The sequence below is a fragment of the Synergistaceae bacterium genome, from assembly GCA_017444345.1.
Classification (GTDB): Bacteria; Synergistota; Synergistia; order Synergistales; family Aminobacteriaceae; genus JAFUXM01.
Map to the genome: position 1 here is coordinate 1 of JAFSWW010000049.1, position 22,063 is coordinate 22,063.

A 22,063-nucleotide genomic window follows, 5' to 3' on the forward strand; every position below is an offset into this window, starting at 1 on the left:
CAAAAATTTATTCACTCTTAGCAAACAAGAACATCACATAACGCACGAGAACCCATAAAACTATAACAAGTGCTATAACTGTCTGAATCTCGTATAATATCCCCTGCCATGAAAGACTCGTAAAATTTGCTGATAACTTCACGGCCAATGCGCTAATTACTAATGGGAATGTGAAGGCAGAATGACTCGGAATAAATTTAAAGCTGAAAGTTTTCAATAAATAAATCATTCCTACAGCCCAGAAAAAAATCGAGCAGGCTAATAACGCATAAACGAGCCATGAAATTTTTTCAGGAAATGATACCATATAGCCAGCCAGTAATAACGAGGCAGGAGCAGCAAATATTACAGTTGTAGGCTGTGCAGGTGCGGGAATTTCTCCGACTAGAAAGACTCTTTTGCAGACGACAATTAATAATAATATATAAGTTATTAACCCGAACCAGAAAGCATATTGACCGATGTCTAAATTTCCAGTTACAGGAGCTGACACGCTGGCGACTGCAATTCCTACATATACTATGAACCATGAAGGGAAGACTTTTTTTATCGCAAAATTTCTCACGACAAATTTAAACGTGAACCAGATTATTAATAGCACATGAAAGATTACTCCGGCGTACCAGATTATATTTGCACATTCTGGGCTATAGGGCTTAATATATCCTGCTAATAACATAGTCGCCATTGTGAAAGTCGGAAATACACTCGCAGCAACGGGATTATCAAGCGGTTCAGATAGTTTTGTGTTCAGACATAAAATTTTCAGCAAGTAAGGCACATATAAAATAAACGCAATCAAGCCTAACACATGCCGGGCTTCTGTGCTGTATGACTGAATCAAATTCCCTAAAGCAAATAAACCGAGTATTAATCCAGCTATAGGAATGGGATAACGTTTCAAGAATGACATTATAAATTCATACCTCCTAACAAAATTTCATGCGGGCGGGATTGCCTGATTCACCGTCAAAAAATTTTAATATTTTCACGTCGAGCGAATTAATTAATCCCGTGATTCTTTCTTTATCTGACTCGTTGTAATAAAGCACGCTTACCCCGCAGCATTTATCGGCCTCTCTAGGTGTCGGAGCGAACGTGCATTTAATCCCGTCTGACTTCATTGAGTCATATAATTTCTGAGCGTTCGTTACATCAGGGAATAATATATAATGCAGCAATTTATTAGTTCCCTAACATCTCAAGAAATGCCCCGATTCGAGTCTTTAACTGTTCTGCGTCCTGATCAGTGTAATCTGTCTCAATGCCTAAAACTGGAATCCCCGCATTCTTTAATTCGCGCTCAACAAAGAATCCTTCAGTGTCATAGATATTGCAGAACTTGAGATTTAAATCTATAACTCCATCGGCCTTATACTCTTTAACAAGTCTCTTAATATCGTCAATGCGTTCAAAATTAGGAGTGAAGCAAGCGCAGTGAATCGCTCCCATGTATCTATCAGTCAAATTCTTAATCATTTCGTCAATAGTTGCGCCGGACTCGTCTACGCATTTCTCGTAATATCTGACTCCAGTGCATAACTCTTCACAGACTACAGCCCCGCCGAGACTCTCGACAATGTGATGAATCTTCCAATTTGGAATCGATAAAGGCGTGCCGGTGATTAAGATTCTTTTTGCGCCCTTAGGAAATACTGAGACATGATTTTTTGCGCGCTCGTCTAACTCATCGCATAATTTATTAATCATTCCGGTAATTCTCGCAGGGTCGTCGTAAAATGCTATTTGCGTGATTAATAATACGTCCTTCCCGCTGATGGGTATATCGTCAAGTTTTCTGAAATTTGCGAGTCGTTGCAGTGCCTTGCGCTTGTTATTCAATAAAATAATTGCCTCGCGTAATTTCGCCGGAGTTACTTTATTCCCCGTCAACTCTTCACACTTTGCAAGATAGCCTTTAATCTCTTCTGCCCAGTGCTCATAATCTTTAGGGCGTTTCATTTGCGGAATGTCCATTATATACATCGGGGCATCTTCTGCTAAGATCTCCCATGCTTTCTTTTTGCCGTCGCATGTGTTCTCGCCGATAAACAAATCAGCAAGTCTGAAAAATGGGCAGGTCCTGTCAAATCTCGCGCCTAAACTAGCTTTTATTAACGGGCATGTCGCAGCAGGTAATTTTTTCTCCCCGCCCGGCACCCAGAATTGAGAGCCTGAACATAAACCCGTAGCAATCGCTCCCGCAGCAATGGGAATCTCATCAGGGACATGAATGCAGAATGTGCCGACAACTTTACCGCCGTTTTTCTTGTGTTCGAGTAATTCAGCCGGCCTGATTCCGTGAATCTCAGCAACTACCATATTAAAATAGTCCATTCCCTCCGGCCTGTTTTGCTGCGATAAGAATACATCACCGAATGCCCCCGGTAAAGCCTCACACAGTAAATCATGAGTCTTTACGTCCATTCCTAAATCCTGCCACATTTGATGATAATCTGCCATTGTAAAACCTCCCTCAAAGTTTATAGCTTATAATTTCTCCGTGATATAACTGGCAATCTTTGAACACGTAATTATATTTGTGATTATTCAAGCAAAAATCTTCGATAATTCTATAATTCTTGCCTGCAAAAATTTTGTCGATCTGCCTATAAATCCCCGCTCCATTCTGAACATAAACAGGGCAGTAATTTATTTGCTCGTCATGAAAATTTGTAGAGCCTGCTATTTCCTGCAAAATATTTAATTGCTCGTCAAGTTCTAAAAATTTTATGTAGTACTCGATAATATAAGCCTGAAGCCCCGTTAAATCCGAGTAAAATTTCAGCTTGTGAAGTAAATCACTAATTTTGCGAGTCAATTCCTTCACGTCCCGCAATTTCCTGAATCCGTAAATATTATTTATTTCAGCAATTAAATTATCTTCTTGGCCGGATTCATAAATAAACACGTTTTTATTTAGCGCGCTTATTTCACGAGTCATTATCTCGCAAAAATTTTCACAGACTATTAATTTACTGCTATGAATCAACGGGCATTTATCGGTCTTAGCATATGTTATTGTCGCATTAACTAAATCACACAAATTTTTATCCTGCGAATAATTTAATATTTCCGAGTCAATCCCATAAACAGGAATCGCATATAAACCGCGCGAGTAAAATATTTCAACGGGAATTCTTGAGCCTATATAGCCTATTACATCATCACGCAAAACCGCTTTAACATAAGCCTCACGCCGTAAATTTTCGAGTTCGTCAAAAATTTTCATGTCTCAACCCAGCAAGGCCGCCCCTATAGCACCTGCAAATCTTGAATCGGGGCATGTTTTCACTTCAGCATTTAAGACTTCAGCAAGTTTTTTAACGAGTAAATCAGCCTCACAAAATCCGCCCGTCAAGAAATATTTTTTCTCCCCGTTTACTTTACGGCCTGCCAATATAGCGACTTTTGCAGCAACTGAACTTATAGCACCGCAAGCAATATTTTCACGGGGTGTGCCTAATCCCATGAGACTCACTATTTCGCTTTCTGCAAAAACTGTACACATTGACGAAATTTTTACTTCTTGGCCGTGTTCAGCGAGTGAAAAGAATTCAGGAAGAGTCAAGCCCATTCTGTTAGACATGACTTCTAAAAATTTGCCAGTCCCCGCCGAACATTTATCATTCATGACGAAATCAACGACCCGGCCATTTGAGAGCAAAATAATTTTTGTGTCCTGCCCGCCGATGTCTATAACTGTGAGATTTCCGGATTCTTGCGCGAGAAATGCCGCCCCTTTTGCATGACAAGTTATCTCCGTTAAAGTTTTGTCGGCATATGGAACTGAAACACGCCCGTAACCTGTCGCAATGATTCGAGATTCAGAACGGGGAATATTTTGACTCTCAAGCCATGTTAAAAGCTCGTTCGCAGTCTCTTTACTGTTCCAGCCGGTGGGCATCAACTTTTTTGCGATAATATTTTGCTTTGAATCGTCAAGAATAACTGCCTTTGCTGCTGTTGAGCCTATATCTATACCCGCGTAAATCATGCTAGAAAATTAAAGTATTATCCGCTCCAGTTATCATTTCCATAATTTCGAACATGTTAGAAATCGTACCGACTGCAATTTTTTCACTAATATTAAAATGAGTCGTGCAAGTCCCGCAGACTAAAATTTTTGTGCCGGCCTTCTCTAAATCTTTAATGTATTCGCAAGCTGATGACTCCGGCAAAACGAGCTTTACACCTTCATTCATGAAAGCCATTACAGCAGGACGGCGCGATAATTTTGAGATACAGCCGAGAAAAGCCTTCATTAAGACCTCGCCGAGTTCCTTATCATTGCCGCCTAAAACATCATGAGCTACTAGAATCGCTAATAACTCATCACGCTTTGAAATTGCTTCTACTTCACCTGAAGCGACTTTCTTAGCTGTTAATTTGCGCTCATTATTTGACTCACTGCGTGTTAATTTGACCTCGTACCCCTTATTATTAAGCAGTCTTGTAACATTTGAGACGGCTATATCATTATCTACTAAGATTTCAAGTTCATTTGCGCCCTTCTCGATTTCGGCCTTAGTCATAATAACAGGTTCGGGACATAATTTGCCCATTGCGTTAATTTTTTGCATTGTTGTTAGAGTATTTTGCCGTGCTTAAATGGGAGTGCATAAATTTTATTGCGAGTAATTTGACATGTGCGCAAAAAGTAAGTGATTATAATGCATTCCCGTGCATGTAAAAATTTTTCACGTAAAACGCGGCATAATGACTCCTCTTGCGCTCCCTTCTGATTTAGTATTAATAAAATTTTATTTCTTGATTGAAAGATTTTAGCATGAAAGATTTTATAAGGCTATAAATATTATTACTATATTTCAATAATTAAATCCCCCGGCTTTGTTACGAGTCAGGGGACAAATTTTATTAATCTTCGTGATGTTCCATAGGAATTAAATTCATTCCGTGCTTAGCGCGGTAATCATTCAGTGCTGTGTGTATAGCTTCTTCGGCCAAGACTGAGCAGTGCATTTTAATGGGAGGTAAACCGTCAAGAGCTTCTGCCACCGCGTTATTTGTCAAATTCCATGCGTCTTCAATAGTTCGTCCCTTGATCATGTCAGTAGCCATACTTGATGACGCTATTGCACTCGCACAACCGAACGTCTTAAATTTCACGTCTTCAATTATCTGCGTGTCAGGGTTGACCTTCAAATAAATTTTCATGATGTCCCCGCATTTGGGATTTCCTGCCTCGCCGACTCCGTCAGGGTTTGCGATTTCTCCGACATTGTGAGGATTCATAAAGTGATCCATAACTTTTTGACTATAATCTAATGCCATAATTTAAGCCTTCTCTCCTAAAGTTTTTAAGTAATCTTCCCATAACGGCGACATTGCGCGCCTTCTCGATACTATTTCCGGCAAAACTTCAAGCAAGTAATTTATCTGCTCGTCCGTTGTTAATCGCCCGATTGTGAATCTTAATGACCCGTGAGCCATTTCGTGTTTTAATCCCAGTGCTAATAATACATGTGAAGGATCTAAACTCTCAGAACTGCACGCACTACCAGTTGACGCGCTGATCCCCCTTGCGTCCAAATCTAATCATAAAGTCTCGCCTTCTACACCTATAAAGCTGAAATTTATATTATTAGGCAGTCTCTTATTCCCTGTCGCACCGTTTAATTTCGCATGAGGTATTTTTTCGAGAATTCCCGCGATTAATTTATCACGTCTTAATGAATTTATTGCTTTGTCGTCATCTAAACGCGATTTTAAAATTTTCATGGCCTCACCGAATCCGACTATACCCGCAATATTTTCAGTGCTGGCTCTGTGCTTTCTCTCCTGTGCCCCGCCGTGTATAAAATTTTCCGGCCTCATTCCTTTGCGCAAATATAAAGCTCCGACTCCTTTAGGTCCGTACATTTTGTGTGCTGACATTGAAAGCATGTCTATATTCATTTCTTTAACGTCAATATTTAAGTGTGCTGCGGCCTGTACTGCGTCTGTGTGAAAGGGGATTTTATGTTCCCGGCAAATTGCCCCGATTTCTGCGACTGGCTCAATAGTTCCCACTTCATTATTTGCGAACATTATAGATATTAAAGCCGTCTTGTCTGTGATTTCTGACTCGAGTTCGTCAAGATCTATCATGCCTTCTGAATCTACATTTAAATATGTAACTTCAACACCGTGAAATTTATTCAAGTATTCGGCAGTATGTAGAATCGCGTGATGTTCGATTTTAGTCGTGATTAAGTGATTTTTGCCGAGTTTAACAGCTTTCTCAAGTGTTCCCTTAAGTGCCCAGTTATCCGCTTCAGTTCCTGAACCTGTAAAAAATATTTCTGAAGGGTCGGCATTAAGTGAGCTTGCTACTTGTTCGCGTGCTTTCTCGATTGCTGCCCGGCTCTTGCGTGAGAATGAATAAACGCTTGAGGGATTCCCAAAATTTTCGCTGAAATATGGCATCATTGCGCTTAATACTTCAGGACTTACAGGAGTCGTAGCTGTGTGATCCATGTAACAAAACATTTATAAATTATTCCTCCTTATTTTTCCTTGATAGTGCTTTATTGTGAATTGCTTCACGTTCTGAATTATTGCAAATTTCCTCGCGCGTTATCTCGTCAAGTGTTGTGCTCATCAAAATATTATCTACTGCGGATTTAACACGCTGCCATAAATTGAACGTCGGACAAGTCAAAACATTTTCGCAGCCCTTCTCCGTCTGACATTCTCCCCAGATTACCGGCTCATTTAAGGCACAAAGAATTTCAGAGATTGTGATTTCGCTTGAATTTTTTGCGAGCTTATAACCTCCCTGCGCTCCCCTGACGCTCTCAAGGAGTCCCCCGCGCCTTAATTTTACAAGTATCTGCTCAAGAAAAGTTACAGGAATATTTTGACACGAAGCAATATCGTTTACACAAATGGGCGACTCGTTTTCTTTAACGCTTAAATATGACATCGCCCGAAGACCATAACGCGCCATTGTTGATAACTTCAATAAATCATCTCTCTTCACAAAACTAAATCGCGCAAAGTATAATATACCCGATTAATTTAATCAAGATTATATGACGCAAAAAAAATTCTCCCGAACTCATATGTCCGAGAGAATGGTTAATTATTTATTTACCGGCCTGCAAAATTTCTACAGTGCATGTCTCACCGTCAGAAGCCTTAAATATTATCTTGCCGCCCCTGTCCTTACCGTCTGTTACTGAGTCTACAGAGATCATGACTTGCTTTTTATTCCTGCCAGTTGCCGAACCGCTCACAGACTCGAGTCCGTTTTCTGTTTTCTTGTTATTGTCGCTCGTAGTCAAGTGAATCCAGCCCGCATTGGCCGTTGCTGTCCAGTCTAATTCAGATAAAAGCTCTACTACTTGAGTATGACCGCTTGCAGGTGTTGCAGTGTAATTAAATTTTGCTTGAGTTACTGCTATATGTGCCGGACGAGGGATTGTATATTCGCTGTTGTTGTTTTTCTCCCACGCGTAATCATAATCTCTGCGTCCCCATTTAGTGTAATACTTGTTAGTATGGCCTTCTGTTGCGCCTTCATTTGTTTTGAAATTTACGTATAATTTCAGCTGCGGATTTTTCTGCCATTCTGCCTTTGTTACAGTTACTACAAATTCGCTGTTAAGTGCAATGCTTGAGCGTCCCGACGTTGGAACATCTTTAAGCCATGTTGCATAGGGTCCGCGCTTCCCGTCTTCAGGCCGTTGGAAATTCCAAACCCAGCTGGCAGTACTTCCGCCCGACCTGCTCGAACATTCATAATCTGTAACTGTATATTCTACTTTACTCTCCCATTTATAGCTCGGCTTGATTGAGATTTCCCCTTTTGCACCGTCCTTAGCACTACCTCCGCCCGTTATTCCGCCGTCAATTTGGAAAGTTTCGCCGTTAGTTTTCTTTGTCTCCTTGTTAAGAGTTCGAGGAGCAGCTTTTGACACAGTACCGACCGGAGTATTACCCGCTCTGAATTGCGCCGAGTACTCAATAATCCAGTTATAGCCTAAAATAGTATCATTCGCTAAAAATTGTAACGCACTAAGTTTATCAGTTCCGAGTCCGTCAAGAATTGCTCCGCCTGCAGTCTCGGAGAGGTGCGCATATTGCTGTGAGGGGTTTGTCTCGCCTGTAACTTTTACTATATAGTAATCTGAACCGTCATTGAAATTATGCACGGGAATAATATTAAATACCATGCTCGTGTCTCGGTGCCATGCTTTATATTCACGGTTATATGTGAAGAAGGTTTCACCTTTAGCTACCCGGCGGGTGAAATAATATTTTCTCGGTGTAACATGCATAATCGGCTTAAACGTATATGAATATCCCGGAAATACTGCGCTGGCACTGTCTGAAATACGTATTTTTTTCGCTGTGCGTATATTATTATCAGATGAGACAAGTTCATTATATGCCTTGAGACTGTCAAGAGCTTCTGCCCACTCTAAGAAATCTTCTGCTGTATCGTCAACATAATTATAATCAATAGGATTCGGATCTGTTGAGAGAATAATATCACCGCTCAAGACTTCATAATCGCCTGAAGTATATATAATTTCTAAGTCCGTGCTGTCAAGTTCTGACTCGGCGGGATTGAGCGTAAATGTCTCGTCGCCCGATGTATAAGTAATTGTCATAATGTCTTGACTGTAAAATAAATCGCTCCCGAAATATTCGTATGTGTCCCATACATCTTCAATGTCATCGGAATTCAGCGGCATAATATCTTCAGAAGGGATTCTAATTGCTACCGAGTAAAAATCTTCAGCTGCTTGTTTTTCCTGCTCGGTTGCATTGTCGGGTAAATACGGCGATAAATCCAAATCAAGAGAGTCCGTTAATTTGTCAATATATTGTGCTTGAATATCGATAAATGCGATTATTGCCCCGTTATTTAATGCGTCATTGAGTCTTGAAATATACGACTCATTATTTAATTCTGCTGAGAAGTCTTCGCCCTCTTGCTTATGCCATAAAAGTATATCGCCTTTCTTGGCCTTGCTTGAGCCCCTGATAAATTCCTGAAGTCTATACACGTCAGAATATGATAAAAGTTTCTCCGCGAGTTCGTTTTTTGTTTCCGGATTATCAGGATTAACAGGTGTAACGTCCGGGCTTTCTGGAGTCGGAGTCGGCTCTGGAGTCGGTTCAGGGGTTATATCATCGATTAGGAAGCTCCCCCCCCCCCGCAGCCTGCTGACATGACAAGAGAGAAAGTGAATAGTGCAGCAATGAGCCATAACAGCCCGATATGTTGTGAAGAATTTTTCCACATGGATTCATACCTCCATAAAATAATTTGCTAATATTTTACAAGTAAAGCTATTTTTTTGCGAGTTATATAATATTGTGATAATCTTTTCTCAAATAAAATCGCATGAATAATAATATAATTTGGAGGACGTAAAAATTTGATATTTAGCAGCATAAAAAAAATTTTAGGACTTGACCCTAACGACCGAGCATTAAAGACTTATAACGGCTTTGTCGATATAATTAACTCATACGCAGATAATATAAAATCTAAATCTGATGACGAACTCAAGGCGCGCGCAAATGAGTTAAAATCTCACGCACTCGACAGCCCCGACGCTTTGAATGATATTTTACCGGAAGTTTTCGCGATTGTCCGTGAAGTCTCACAGCGCACTATAAATTTAAGACATTACGACGTGCAATTAATAGGCGGAATGGCTTTACACGATGGCCGGATTGCTGAAATGAAAACAGGTGAGGGCAAAACTTTAGCGGCTACTCTCGCAGTAGTGTTAAATGCTTTCAAGGGTGAAGGCGTTCACTTAGTTACAGTTAATGACTATCTTGCAAAACGAGACGCGGAATGGATGAGCCCGATTTATAATTTTCTGGGACTCAATGTCGGCGTGATTTATCCGTATATGCCTAATGAAGAGAGACTCGCGGCGTATAAAGCTGATATAACATACGGAACTAACAGCGAATTCGGTTTTGATTATCTGCGCGATAATATGGTCTTGAGACTGGACGAGAAAGTGCAAAGAGGTCATAATTTCTGCATAGTTGACGAGGTTGACTCGATTTTGATAGACGAGGCAAGGACTCCGCTTATAATTTCGGGAGCTTCAGACGATGATACGAGCTTATATGTTAAGGCAGACTCAGCAGCAAGATACTTGAAAGAGGGCCGCGATTTCGAGAAGGACGAGAAGGAACGCAGTATATCAATGACTGAATCAGGTATACAGAATTGCGAGCAGTATTTAAAGATTCCCGGGCTTTTCTCTGAACTTGCGCACTCTGATTTAGCTCATAGAGTAGTACAGGCTTTGAAGGCTCATACTTTATATAAACGAGATATTGATTATGTCGTTAAGGACGGCGAAGTAATAATCGTTGACGAATTCACGGGGCGGCTTATGATAGGCCGGCGGTACTCTGAAGGGCTTCATCAGGCAATCGAGGCAAAAGAAAGAGTCAAAATCGGTCGTGAGAGTCAAACGCTTGCAACTATAACACTTCAGAATTATTTCAGAATGTATCACAAATTAGCAGGAATGACAGGAACAGCAGCCACCGAAGCAGAAGAGTTCAAAGAAATTTACGGCCTTCAGGTTGTTACGATTCCGACTCATAAAAAAATGATTCGCGTGGATTATCCTGATGTAATTTTTGCGACTGAACAGGAAAAATACAGCGCAGTTACTGACGAGGTTGAAGAATGCCATAAACGCGGGCAGCCTGTTTTAGTGGGTACTACTTCAATAGAGAATTCCGAGAGAGTCAGCAAGTTATTAAAGGCTCGCAAGATTCCTCATCACGTTTTGAACGCGAAATATCACGAGCAGGAGGCATTAATTATCGCTCAAGCAGGGCGTGAGGGCGCTGTAACAGTCGCTACAAACATGGCAGGGCGCGGGACTGATATAATGCTGGGCGGGAATCCTCCGGACTTGGCCGAACATGATAGAGTCGTTAAAAACGGAGGACTCGCAATAATAGGCACAGAAAGACACGAGTCAAGGCGTATAGATAATCAATTGCGGGGGCGTTCAGGCCGTCAGGGAGATCCGGGGGCGTCAAGATTTTATTTGTCGTTGGAAGATAATTTGCTGCGTTTATTCGGGTCTGACAGGATTCAGCCTTTAATGGGCAAACTCGGAATGAAAAACGGCGAGGCTATAGAGTCATCAATGCTCACAAGAATAATAGAGAACTCGCAAAAGAAAGTCGAAGAGTTACATTTTGATATTCGTAAACAGTTACTCGCATATGATAACGTCATGAATCAACAGCGCGAGGCAATTTACGCGGAACGTGAGGCAATATTAACGACTCCGCCTGAAGAAATGCCGGGATATGGCTGGGACATTTTCGAGGGCGTTATTAATGGAATTCTTGATAAGTACTTCCCCGATAATTCTAATTGCGAACCTGACAGGGCAGCGGCTAAATTAAAATCTGTATTCGGTGCAGGCTCGGAAAAGAATATAGCAAGCGTTGATAATAGGCTCGATATGGAGGGCATGAAAGGAGAAATTATTGACGGCATAAAATCGCGTTATGACTCAAAAGTTGAAGAGTTCAAGACTTATGACAGCAGGATGGCGGCTGAAATAATCAGCGGGACTTTGTTATATATTCTTGATGAGGACTGGCGCGAGCATTTGACTTCAATGGACGAATTAAGGCGGGGAATAGGACTGCGGGCAATCGGCCAGAAAGATCCATTAATAGAATACCAGTTTGAGTCATATAATTTATTTCAGGATATGACCGAACGCGTGAAACTCACATTTTGCGAGAGATTATTACGTTCACGAGTATTAAGCACTCCCGAACAGCATAGAATCGAGGCTGAAAAATTAGAGTTCAGCAAGCCCGAATTTACACAGACTCCGCAAAAAAATAATATTCTACCCGGCAAAAAAGAAAAAATCGGCCGTAATGACCCATGCCCGTGCGGAAGCGGCAAGAAATATAAATATTGTCATGGAAGAGGACTTTAATAATATGAAGAATATCACGCAAAAAATTTTATTAGCACTCGTAATTATATCTTGCATGAGAGTTAATGCGTTTGCTATTGACTATGATTTATCAAGAATGCGGACGATGAATCCCGATTTTACGACATATCCCGCTGATCAGGGTATAATTTGGCTCAAGCACACGGCAATCTCAAGCGCAAAAAACGGCGGTATCGAGGCAGCTAGACTCTATGTTATTCGAGGCCGTCAAGGTCTTGAAAGCAAGTGGCTTAATTGGAATATTCCCGTCCCGGCAAATGGAAATGTTGAAATTCTAGAATCATCAATTTATGACCCTGCGAGCGGTGCAAAAATAGGCAGTGCAAAACCTGAAGATAATTCAAGCTATTATGCCGTAAATTTTTCAGGACTCCCTGAAGATTATATAATAGTTCTCACATGGAAGGAGATATACCCGGAGAAACTAGAAATCGAGGGTCTTTGCTGGTTTCAGGAAGATTTGAGAGTCTGGGAGTCAATTCTTGAAATTAATTCAGCAAGCAAATTAACTTATCGCACATTCCCTGAAAGAATCTCGCCCGAACATGAAGAGATTGACGACAATCATATTTATATTTGGCGGCGTATAAATATAGATCCTTACACGAACGAGGGAGAAATTGCAAGACTTTCACGCATGGGAGCAGCTTTCAGTGTCAAAAAAGGTAATTCAGGACTCGCGCCTATGTTGAGAAATGTAGAAGAAGTTGACTCGATTCCCCTCCCGATAAAAAAATTTACTCCTAAAAGTTTAATAGCATACTTAATGAAGCAGCCGGAAATAAATTTAGCTGAAAGTCTATCTCCCCGCAAAATTCCGGATTCAGGCGAATGGACCCGCGCAGAAAAAATTAAACTCGCAAGATACTGGCTTTCAGGACAAAAAATTAATGCCTCGTTAGCTTGGCTAATCCCGTTTGAACCTGATGATAACACGCCTTTATGCGAATCAATTTTTTATGATCCCGTCTTGCATGTTCAGGGCGTTAAAGATTTTGAGTTCCATAATTTGGACGATCCTAGATTATTAACGGGAGCAAAGATTTACACAGTCAGCAAGGAAAATAAATTAAATCCCCGCCGATTGCCTTCGAGTTCATATACTGAGAATAAATTAACAGCTGTAATGAATCTCAAATTAGACAATGACGCAAGATTGAGCGGCACAATACGTGTAATTCTCAAAGGCGGATGGAGTGCTTTATTACTCGGTGATAATCCAACGGACGGAACAGCAAGAGGGGCTTTGCTCTCACTATTTCCGGGGCTTACGAATTATAATAATGTCAAGCTGCAAAAAGTTAAGGGGACTCCAGTAATAGTATTCAATCTCGTGAATAAAACGGGAATTTCAGGCGGCGGAGTTCGTTGGCTTGCTATGCCTCCTGTGTTTGAGCCTCAGACGGTGAAAAATTTAGCGGGTAAAGATTCACCCATTGAATTATTATTCCCGTTCATGATTGAGCAGGAAATTAATATAGAATTCCCGAAAAACGGCAAACAGGCTTTAACGACCGGCAAAACTCCGAGAAATCAGGACAAAATTAATTATTCTGATGAGAGCAGGAGCAGATTACACAGTTTTGAGGCATCAGCAAAATTTGTAGTTAATTTGCAGACTATCACGGCGGGTAATTTAGCTTTACTGCAAAGATGTATAGATCAGTGGCACGCATTCTCGACCCGAAATATACCGATAAAATAAGAGAATATTTACAGAAGGTGTTAAATCATGAAATTTTCAGGTGAAAATCAGGCAGTAATAAATCTAAATCAAGCATTAAGGGACGCTATAAATTTACTCGGAGTTGAGAACAGCGACGCAATTTTTGAGACTCCCCGCGATCCTGAACACGGCGACAGGGCAGCAAGTACAGCATTAAAGCTCGCAAGAGTCCTGAAAACTAAGCCGCTTGATATAGCAAATAAAATCGCAGAAAATCTTAAATCCGACGTAATCGAAAATATAAACGTTGCTGCTCCGGGATTTGTAAATATATTCTTGTCTAAAAATTTTTACGCTCAAGCAATCACGAGTATATTAAATCAGGGCAATTCTTACGGGGCTGTAAATTTAGGCAGTAATAGGCGCGTTCAAGTTGAATTTGTCAGTGCGAATCCGACCGGGCCTCTTCATATCGGACACGGAAGAGGGGCGGCAGTCGGTGATGTCGTTGCTAGAATTCTTAAATTTACGGGCTGGGATGTTCAGCGGGAATATTACGTAAATGATTCGGGCTTGCAGATTATGACGCTCGGCAAATCAACACAGGCGCGATATTTTGAATTACTCGGCCAAGTGTCAGAATTCCCCGAAAACGGCTACAAAGGCAGTTATATTTATGACTTAGCACAGGAAATTATAAATCTTGAGGGCAGAAAATTTTTAGACGTTCCCAGAGAAGAGAGTTTAGACTATTTCAAGACTTATGCGGCAAATAAAATAATGTCGGGAATTAAGCAGGATTTAGAAAATTTCCGGGTAAAATTTGATAATTTCTTCCCTGAAGGTTATTTACACGCAAATAATCTCGTTAATTCAGCAATGGAAGATTTGAAATCACGCGGCTTTGCATATGAGTCAGACGGTGCCCTGTGGTTCAAGACTGAAGACACTATAGGCGACGACAAAGACCGTGTATTAATCCGTGCAAATGGAGTCCCGACTTATTTTGCGTCAGATATTGCCTATCACAGAAATAAATTTATAACGCGCGGATTTCAACGGGTTATTGACGTATGGGGAGCAGATCATCACGGTTATATCGCACGAGTCAAAGCAGCAATTAAAGCAATGGGCAAGAATCCCGACGATTTCGATGTATTATTAATTCAGCTCGTGAATCTAATTCGTGACGGCAAATCTATTAACATGTCAACACGAGCCGGAGAATTTATCACGCTCAAAGAAGTACTTGACGAGGCCGGAGTCGACGCTGCCAGATTCTTTTTCCTGATGAGAAGGAGCGACTCGCAATTAGATTTTGATTTAGATTTAGCGAAAAGACAATCAAACGAGAATCCAGTTTTTTACGTGCAATATGCTCATGCTAGAATATCGGGAATTTTGCGGGAACTTGAGAAGCGAAATTTATTTATTGATGATAATGACTCAGTTAATCAAGAAATTTTTAACGAGAAAAACGCCCGTGAACTTGCTGATACACTTGCGAAATATCCCGATTCAATTCGTGAGGCATCGAGTCAATTAGCTCCGCAAGTCTTAACAAGTTATGTGCTGAATTTGGCCGGAGTCTTTCACTCGTTCTATAATACGAATCGCATAATAGACGAGCCCGATGAAAATATTGCGCTTGGCCGGGTAAATTTGATTAAGGCAGCAAAAATAGTTATTGCTTCATGCCTTGAACTCTTAGGAGTAAATGCTCCTGAAAGAATGTAGATAATGCCTTCATTCAAGAAAATTTTTATTATAGTGATTGCTGTATTATTAATTGCGATCGCGTTTACATATTACAGAATAGAACTCGATAGAATCTCACAAATTCGAGAGGCCATATCGCGCGGTGAAGTAATTTTACAGCAAAAAAAGGACAGTGTCAGGGACTATCAAGAAAAAGTTTCATTTTACAAGACTCAAGAAGGAGTCGAACATCTTGCGCGTGAACAATATAATCTAGTAACTCAGGGCGAGCGGGTTATATTGCTTAAGAGTCCCGACAATGAGCCGAACTTGAAATAAGAAAATCCCCCCTCTGACATACCGATAAATAAAAGCATGAAAGGGGGGAATAAATTTTTATTTGCCTGATAAGAAAATTTTCAGCAGCCACCACGGAATTAACAGCCAGCCAAGAAATATGCCTAATATAGCTCTGTGTGAAAAAATATTATTGCCAAATACAACTTTATTTGCCCATATTGTATTAGGTACTGCAAGATAACCGGCGACAACGTAAATAATTGATATTATGTCCATTTGTTAAGACTCCTGATTTTGACTTTGATTTTGACGCGATAAAAATTTTTTCATGTCATAATGAGTCATCACTGCGCATATAACGCCGCATATTGCCGCAAAAAATAAAAGCCCCTGAGCATCGCCGCCGCCATTTGGTACTGCTGAACCTAAAAGCGTAAATATCCCGAATAATACAGCGCAAATCCATAAAATTATTTCTGCTCTCTTCTTGCGCTTCCATGACATAAAGCCGCCTATAACAAGCAATACAGCACTGGCTATAATCACGAAAACAATAGCAATTACACCGGACGGCACTACTTCAGCACTAATAAGCACAAAAAGAGCTTGTAAAGCTGGCATAATTTCGCCGATTATTGCAATCCCGCCTATTATAGATAAAATAAACACTGCGATATTCATATATATATATACTCCTTTTTGTGATAATATTTTACTCAAATTTTATAGTGAGGGATTTACAAAATCGAATGCAAATGACGACCTTCAATTTAGCAAATAAGACTATTAAACGCCTTCAGACTATGTCAAAACGTTTCAGGAAAATACGCGCGCTAGTTCACGAGAATATAATCAGCTACATAAATGATTATAGAAATTTTCACGGGAATATTAACGAACGCAATGACGAATTAAGACGCAAATATTTATCTCGAAATAATGCGCTGATTTTACACGATGACGACTCTAAAATTTTATTTCATGTTAATGATATAGCAATAATCACAGGCTATGACGACTCGGCAATAACTAGAATGCTTGCTAAAATTGAACGGTCTGATAAATTCTGTGCTGGCTTGCTTGCAATTAGACACGAGACTAAATCAGCGAATAATAATTTAATTTATGCTTATGAGACAAAAATTTTTGATTTAATTCTTGATTACCGCGAAATAATTTATCTTGAAAGATTCAGGCGCGCGGGAAGTTCTGATTTTAACGAAATAATTAAATACTGGGAATATCTAAAAAATTTACAGGACAACGCAAATATTATGACAATTATAGAATCTAATCAGGAAATTCAAGACTCGCCCGTTCCGTTAATGAGCCTTCATAATATAATAAAATTAATCGGCAGCAAGTTATTCACGATAAAGACTGACATGATTTTTGCGATAATTTTTGCTTTAACATTTGCGCTTGCTAAGAACTGGCCGAACTTGATTCCCATTTTCGTAATAATTTCTTTAACTATTTTATTATCATGTGCCTTAATGCTAAGATTGCGGACTCCACGAACCGGCCTAATTTCTGATACAGGGGCAATAGCTGCACTTCTCGTGATTTTCTGGGGAGTAAATTTGACGCTCGATAACGGAATTTATACACCGGGCGGGACTGTGTTAAATCTTAAGGGTCAGCAAATAACTCTTAACGCAATAAGAGGGCGAGAAATGCATTTAGCTGATACTCCGCTGGCGTTTCAAGTTATACCGGAAAAAGAGGGCGAAATCAACGAAATTTTTTACAGCATAAATAAATCAGAATATAAATCAACGGGCTTTTACGAGTCTGGCTACCCGAAATTTTTTGTAAATATATATCAAGACTCAGGCGAAATTAATTTAAATATTAAATATCTCGATAATAACAACAAAGAACACGGGGATTTTGCGTTCAAATTTGATTACGAGCAGGAATATTTTAATGCAGGAAAAAATTTATTGCTGAATCGTGAAGATTCATGGCTGATTATTAATGATTTCTTAGGAACTACCAGCGTTGAAGCATATACAAATGACACAGTTAAAAGCATTGTTTACGGGATAAATACTCACGAGCCGGAAGAAATTTTTAATCTTGATAATCATAATAATAATTACTCGCAAATTTTCAGCACTCGAAATAATAATATAAAATTTATCAGCTCATATTTAATTTTTACGGACGGGACTTCTTCAGATATTAGAATCACAAATAATTATTTCTATAATGAGCCTGAACAGAAACAAGAAAATTTTTCAATAACAGCTGCGAAATATTAACGCTAAATCTCACACATAAGCGACGAGACAAGAATCAATGCCGCCCCTATAAGTCCCGTAAATGTAAGACTCTCACCTAAAATCAAACTCGACAAAATTAACGCCGTCAATGGGTCAAGATAACTCAACAGCGCAACCGTATGAGCCTTTAATTTCTCAAGTGAAGCAAAATATAATATATAAGCTATTCCCGTATTAATCAGGGATATAATAATCAGAAAAATTACAGCTTTCACTGACCATTCGCCCGAAAAAAATTCACCCGTCAATATCAAATATGGCAATAAAGCAACGGCTGAAAAAATTAGCTGTGTAATCGTCTTTGTGTAAACGTCAACGCCTGAAATACTTTTATTCATTATAACGACTAACGAATATAATAATGCTGACACGAGAGCGCATAATATCCCCCTGACATCATTTGAAGCAATCCCCCCAGAGTCAAGGACTCCCGAAATTAATATCATTCCGGTTAATGAGAGCGCAAGACATATAAATTTCTTCCCCGTAAAGCCTTCATTTAAGAATATTGCCGATAAAATTATTATCATTGCCGGACTTGTATAGCAAAATAAAGTCGCTACAGGTACACTCGTGAAATTATAGGACTCGAACAAGAACAGCCAGTTAATTCCCAGAAATGCCCCGCTTATTACAAGTTGTAAAAATGTCTTGAGTCCGACCCGCTGAATTCTCCCGCGAATAATGCACAATATAAATGACGCTCCTATTATACCCCGGCAAAACGCAATCAGGGCCGATGATAAATCTATTTGCCTGCGTAAAACTCCCACCGAGCCAAATATTATTATTGACGCAAGCAGCATGATTAAATATTTATTTTTACTTTGCATGATATATAAAAAATTGCGCCGTCCCTTTTTTATTCAAGCAAGAACAGCGCAAAAATTTTTCTCACTACTCTAATACATTCCCTAAATTCTCAGGCTTGATATTATGCTTCTCTGCGTAACCTGTTAATATTAGCGTTAATGCTCCGTCGCTCGTTACGTTGCAGGCTGTCCCGAATGAATCCTGTAAAGCAAATATCGTAAGCATTAAGGCCGTCCCAGTCGCGTCAAATCCTAGCACTCCAGTTATTAAACCTAGTGAGGCCATTACTGTACCGCCGGGGACTCCGGGTGCTCCGATCGCGAAAACTCCCAGCAAGACACAGAATAATATCATATTGCCGACTGTAGGGAATGAGCCGTATAAAATTTTAGAAATCGCCATTACAAAAAATGTCTCTGTCATAACTGAACCGCATAAATGAATATTAGCAAATAAAGGAATCCCAAAATTTACCATGTCATCACGCAGAGTCGGCTCGGATTTTCTTGCACACTCAAGAGCTACAGAGAGAGTCGCAGCACTTGACATCGTTCCCACTGCTGTCATATATGCGGGGCCGTAATTCTTGATTATATTAAACGGGTTGCGGCCTGAATATACTCCGGCAATAAAATATAATAATGCCATCCAAATAAAATGCCCGGCCATTACTATTAAGATTATCGCGATAAATACCGGAAATTGTTTCGTGATTGAGCCTTCATAAGCAAGCCCGCAAAATGTTGTCCCGATCAAGAAAGGCAGCACGGGAATCAAGAATCTTGATACTATGCTTAAAACTATTTTCTGGAACTCTTCAAGCAAGTTAATTACATATTTGCTCCTGTTCCATGCCGCAGCAAGTCCGACTGTTACAGCAAGCACTAAAGCAGAAATTACCGGCATTATTTGAGGTATAGCAAGCGCAAATAACACATCGGGTAAACTCTTCAGGCCTTCAACTTCTTTGACAATATTCAAAAATGGAATTATCGAATAGCCCGAAAAAGTCGCCGCAAATGCCGCACCGATTGATGACAAGTAAGCAATTATTAACGCTAAAATCAACATTCTTGACGCGTTACTGCCCAGTCTCGTTATTGACGGAGCTACAAAGCCTATTATTATTAACGGCACGCAGAAATTAATAAATTGTCCGGAAATATAACGCACTGTTACGACAATATTTAATATCGCCGTACAAATTGAGCTGCCATCAATAGAAGCTAGACCGAGTCCCGCTAAAATTCCTACAACTAGAGAGACTATTAACTTGAATGGCAATGAACTTGTGAAAGAATTATTATTACTCATTATAAAGCCCTCCCGAATATAAATATAAAAATTTTTCCTATATTATAGACATGAATCGACATTTACGCGCTCAATCATGACATTTAAAATTTCCTTGTCAGTCTCTTTCATGCCGATTTTGCCGATATAGCCCATATTCTTAATTGTGAGTTCTACATCGTCCTGAACAAATCCCTCGCCGCCCTTGAAATTTTCTTCATTCATGCTCATATAGTGAGCTAGTATAGCGGCATTCACTGACGAGGCAATTTTAGCAGCGCAACTCGGTTTAGCTCCATCACAGACAATCCCGCCGACATTAGCAAGAGTGTTCGTTATAGTTCGTCCCACTGAAGCAAAATCTCCGCCGGCCATATAAGTTATTGCAGCTCCAGCCCCCGCCGCAGCACTCACAGCCCCGCAAAAAGCAGAAAGAGACCCGATATAATGCTTTATATAAATAGATACTAGATTGCTTACTGTTAAGGCACGATAAATTTTTTCACGAGATAAACGCCAATTTTCTGCATATTCAAGAACGGGCATTGTTACCGTGATTCCCTGATTTCCGCTGCCTGAATTTATTATGACGGGAAGTGGACAGCCGCTCATTCTTGCGTCAGATCCTGCCGCAGCCCTAGCACATGCCGAGCTCCTTACGTCATTGCCCCAGTTCTCTAAAATTGTTTTGCCGACCTTTGCACCCCATTTGTTGTCGAGGCCTTCCTGTGAGATTCGCGAGTTATATTCAATTTGACGCGATAAAATTTCTTGAACGTCATTAATTTCGAGTTCGTTTGCAAATTCTATAATAGTTTTCAGGCTCATTTTGTGAGTGTCAAAATTTAGTTTTACTTGCGAGTCCTCTTCTTTGTGAGTAATACCCTTATAAATAATTTTGCCGTCTAACTCAATCAACGCTATATTTACATGATTATCTTGTATTATGACTCGTGAATTATGATTCCTGCCCTGTGCTTTGACTTCGATATAAAGATTTGGCACATCTTCAACTAGTGAGACATCGCAAAATTTCTCATGAACTAATTTTTTTGTGAGTTCCCGCGCCTTATCATTTACACCCGCTATTACTTCAAGTTCTTTTGTGTCATCGCCGCCCACTGTTCCGAGAATTGCCGCCGCCTCGATACCCTTTTGACCTCCTGAATTTGGCACGATTACTCCCTTAACGTTTTTAATAATATTTCCTGAACATGACACAAAAATTTTTATAGGCTCTTCTCCCAGTACTGACCGGGCTTTGGCTGCTGCATATGCTATTGAAATCGGTTCAGTGCAGCCCATTGCAGGCACTAATTCAGCTCGTAAAATATTTATATAATTCTCGTATAAATCCCTTGAAATCATGAAATTTTCTCCCCTCTCGATATAAATTTAAGCAAATTATCTCATTACACAAGGCAAAAAAAAATACTGCATAACATCATAATATAATGACGTACGCAGCAAATTTATTTAATTACTTGATTACGCTAATAATTCTTTATTCGCATAAATAACTGAACCTGCCTGACATGCCGGACAAATGCAAAACTTTTCGCCGGAGTCTTTTGCCTTATGACAATTTTTAGCGAGATTCATAGCTCCTTCTTCGCCAAAAAACTTTTTGCCCATATCTGACTCAGCAAGTGCTATAGTTTCGTCAATGCTGTTTACGCTGGATTCAAGACACTTGATTAATTTATCGGCCGAGTCTTTGTCCTGTGATTTGAGATAATTTTCTGCGGCGGCTTTAAGTTCGGCATTACATGAATAAGCGGCGATTAAGTCATTAACTTTTGCGATTAATTCTTGTTTAGTCATGATGTAAAATTCCCCTTTCTTGATAAATTGATAAATATTTTCTCAAGCATATTAGATAGTGTCGTCAAATAGTGTAAAATAATAAAAAACGAAGCAGAAGGGAGAAAGAAGATGGCAGAAAATTACAGACGACATGACATATCAGACAAAATGTGGGAGTTACTGAAACCTCATCTTCCAGGTAGACAGGG

Annotated in this window: 20 protein-coding genes and 1 pseudogene; 5 read left to right on the forward strand and 16 right to left on the reverse strand. The window is 39.9% G+C overall.

Features of this window, described 5'->3' with window-relative positions; all coding sequences use genetic code 11:
- Window positions 1-7: 7 nt before the first annotated feature.
- The 10 genes and pseudogenes from IJS99_03130 to IJS99_03175 form a co-directional block, all read right to left on the reverse strand.
- Window positions 8-913: a TDT family transporter gene (locus IJS99_03130; protein MBQ7560818.1), complete on the reverse strand. Its 906-nt coding sequence runs from the start codon at window positions 911-913 to the stop codon at window positions 8-10.
- Window positions 914-929: 16 nt separating this feature from the next.
- Complete coding sequence (locus IJS99_03135; protein ID MBQ7560819.1) at window positions 930-1,181, reverse strand: DUF3343 domain-containing protein; 252 nt, start codon at window positions 1,179-1,181, stop codon at window positions 930-932.
- 4 nt (window positions 1,182-1,185) lie between these two features.
- Window positions 1,186-2,463: a 2-hydroxyacyl-CoA dehydratase gene (locus IJS99_03140; GenBank protein MBQ7560820.1), complete on the reverse strand. Its 1,278-nt coding sequence runs from the start codon at window positions 2,461-2,463 to the stop codon at window positions 1,186-1,188.
- A 13-nt stretch (window positions 2,464-2,476) separates the two neighbouring features.
- The gene (locus IJS99_03145) at window positions 2,477-3,232 is read right to left on the reverse strand and encodes a hypothetical protein (GenBank protein MBQ7560821.1); all 756 of its coding nucleotides are present in this window, start codon (window positions 3,230-3,232) and stop codon (window positions 2,477-2,479) included.
- Window positions 3,233-3,235: 3 nt separating this feature from the next.
- The gene (locus IJS99_03150; GenBank protein MBQ7560822.1) at window positions 3,236-3,997 is read right to left on the reverse strand and encodes a CoA activase; all 762 of its coding nucleotides are present in this window, start codon (window positions 3,995-3,997) and stop codon (window positions 3,236-3,238) included.
- 1 nt (window position 3,998) lies between these two features.
- Entirely contained in the window at window positions 3,999-4,583 is a 585-nt protein-coding gene (gene yedF / locus IJS99_03155) for a sulfurtransferase-like selenium metabolism protein YedF (protein ID MBQ7560823.1), read from the reverse strand.
- Window positions 4,584-4,878: 295 nt separating this feature from the next.
- The gene (gene nifU / locus IJS99_03160; GenBank protein ID MBQ7560824.1) at window positions 4,879-5,295 is read right to left on the reverse strand and encodes a Fe-S cluster assembly scaffold protein NifU; all 417 of its coding nucleotides are present in this window, start codon (window positions 5,293-5,295) and stop codon (window positions 4,879-4,881) included.
- A 3-nt stretch (window positions 5,296-5,298) separates the two neighbouring features.
- A pseudogene (nifS, locus tag IJS99_03165) lies at window positions 5,299-6,480 on the reverse strand (cysteine desulfurase NifS).
- A 19-nt stretch (window positions 6,481-6,499) separates the two neighbouring features.
- Window positions 6,500-6,985, reverse strand: coding sequence for an Rrf2 family transcriptional regulator (locus IJS99_03170; protein MBQ7560825.1), 486 nt, complete (start codon window positions 6,983-6,985; stop codon window positions 6,500-6,502).
- 106 nt (window positions 6,986-7,091) lie between these two features.
- Complete coding sequence (locus tag IJS99_03175) at window positions 7,092-9,257, reverse strand: leukocidin family pore-forming toxin (protein MBQ7560826.1); 2,166 nt, start codon at window positions 9,255-9,257, stop codon at window positions 7,092-7,094.
- A gap of 141 nt (window positions 9,258-9,398) precedes the next feature.
- On the opposite strand from IJS99_03175, the gene secA reads away from it, so the two are divergent.
- Genes secA through IJS99_03195 form a run of 4 tightly spaced genes read left to right on the forward strand, consistent with a single transcriptional unit; the run spans window position 9,399 to window position 15,693 of the window.
- Entirely contained in the window at window positions 9,399-11,969 is a 2,571-nt protein-coding gene (gene secA, locus IJS99_03180; protein ID MBQ7560827.1) for a preprotein translocase subunit SecA, read from the forward strand.
- Window positions 11,970-11,973: 4 nt separating this feature from the next.
- The gene (locus tag IJS99_03185) at window positions 11,974-13,695 is read left to right on the forward strand and encodes a hypothetical protein (protein MBQ7560828.1); all 1,722 of its coding nucleotides are present in this window, start codon (window positions 11,974-11,976) and stop codon (window positions 13,693-13,695) included.
- A gap of 27 nt (window positions 13,696-13,722) precedes the next feature.
- Entirely contained in the window at window positions 13,723-15,393 is a 1,671-nt protein-coding gene (locus tag IJS99_03190; GenBank protein MBQ7560829.1) for an arginine--tRNA ligase, read from the forward strand.
- Window positions 15,394-15,396: 3 nt separating this feature from the next.
- Window positions 15,397-15,693 (forward strand): hypothetical protein, encoded by a 297-nt coding sequence (locus IJS99_03195; protein MBQ7560830.1) that lies wholly within the window; start codon window positions 15,397-15,399, stop codon window positions 15,691-15,693.
- Between the two features lie 57 nt (window positions 15,694-15,750).
- Here IJS99_03195 and IJS99_03200 read toward each other — a convergent pair whose 3' ends face one another.
- On the reverse strand, window positions 15,751-15,930 hold the full coding sequence (locus tag IJS99_03200) for a hypothetical protein (GenBank protein ID MBQ7560831.1): 180 nt from the start codon (window positions 15,928-15,930) through the stop codon (window positions 15,751-15,753).
- A gap of 3 nt (window positions 15,931-15,933) precedes the next feature.
- The gene (locus tag IJS99_03205) at window positions 15,934-16,335 is read right to left on the reverse strand and encodes a hypothetical protein (protein ID MBQ7560832.1); all 402 of its coding nucleotides are present in this window, start codon (window positions 16,333-16,335) and stop codon (window positions 15,934-15,936) included.
- A 68-nt stretch (window positions 16,336-16,403) separates the two neighbouring features.
- On the opposite strand from IJS99_03205, the gene IJS99_03210 reads away from it, so the two are divergent.
- Complete coding sequence (locus tag IJS99_03210; GenBank protein ID MBQ7560833.1) at window positions 16,404-17,921, forward strand: hypothetical protein; 1,518 nt, start codon at window positions 16,404-16,406, stop codon at window positions 17,919-17,921.
- A 2-nt stretch (window positions 17,922-17,923) separates the two neighbouring features.
- On the opposite strand, the gene IJS99_03215 is transcribed toward IJS99_03210, so the two are convergent.
- The 4 genes from IJS99_03215 to IJS99_03230 form a co-directional block, all read right to left on the reverse strand.
- Window positions 17,924-18,775, reverse strand: coding sequence for an EamA family transporter (locus IJS99_03215; protein ID MBQ7560834.1), 852 nt, complete (start codon window positions 18,773-18,775; stop codon window positions 17,924-17,926).
- 64 nt (window positions 18,776-18,839) lie between these two features.
- Window positions 18,840-20,069 (reverse strand): dicarboxylate/amino acid:cation symporter, encoded by a 1,230-nt coding sequence (locus tag IJS99_03220; GenBank protein ID MBQ7560835.1) that lies wholly within the window; start codon window positions 20,067-20,069, stop codon window positions 18,840-18,842.
- Window positions 20,070-20,111: 42 nt separating this feature from the next.
- On the reverse strand, window positions 20,112-21,416 hold the full coding sequence (locus IJS99_03225) for a serine dehydratase subunit alpha family protein (GenBank protein MBQ7560836.1): 1,305 nt from the start codon (window positions 21,414-21,416) through the stop codon (window positions 20,112-20,114).
- Window positions 21,417-21,536: 120 nt separating this feature from the next.
- A complete protein-coding gene (locus tag IJS99_03230) occupies window positions 21,537-21,872 on the reverse strand; it encodes a hypothetical protein (protein ID MBQ7560837.1) in 336 nt (111 codons plus the stop codon).
- Window positions 21,873-22,063 lie beyond the last annotated feature (191 nt).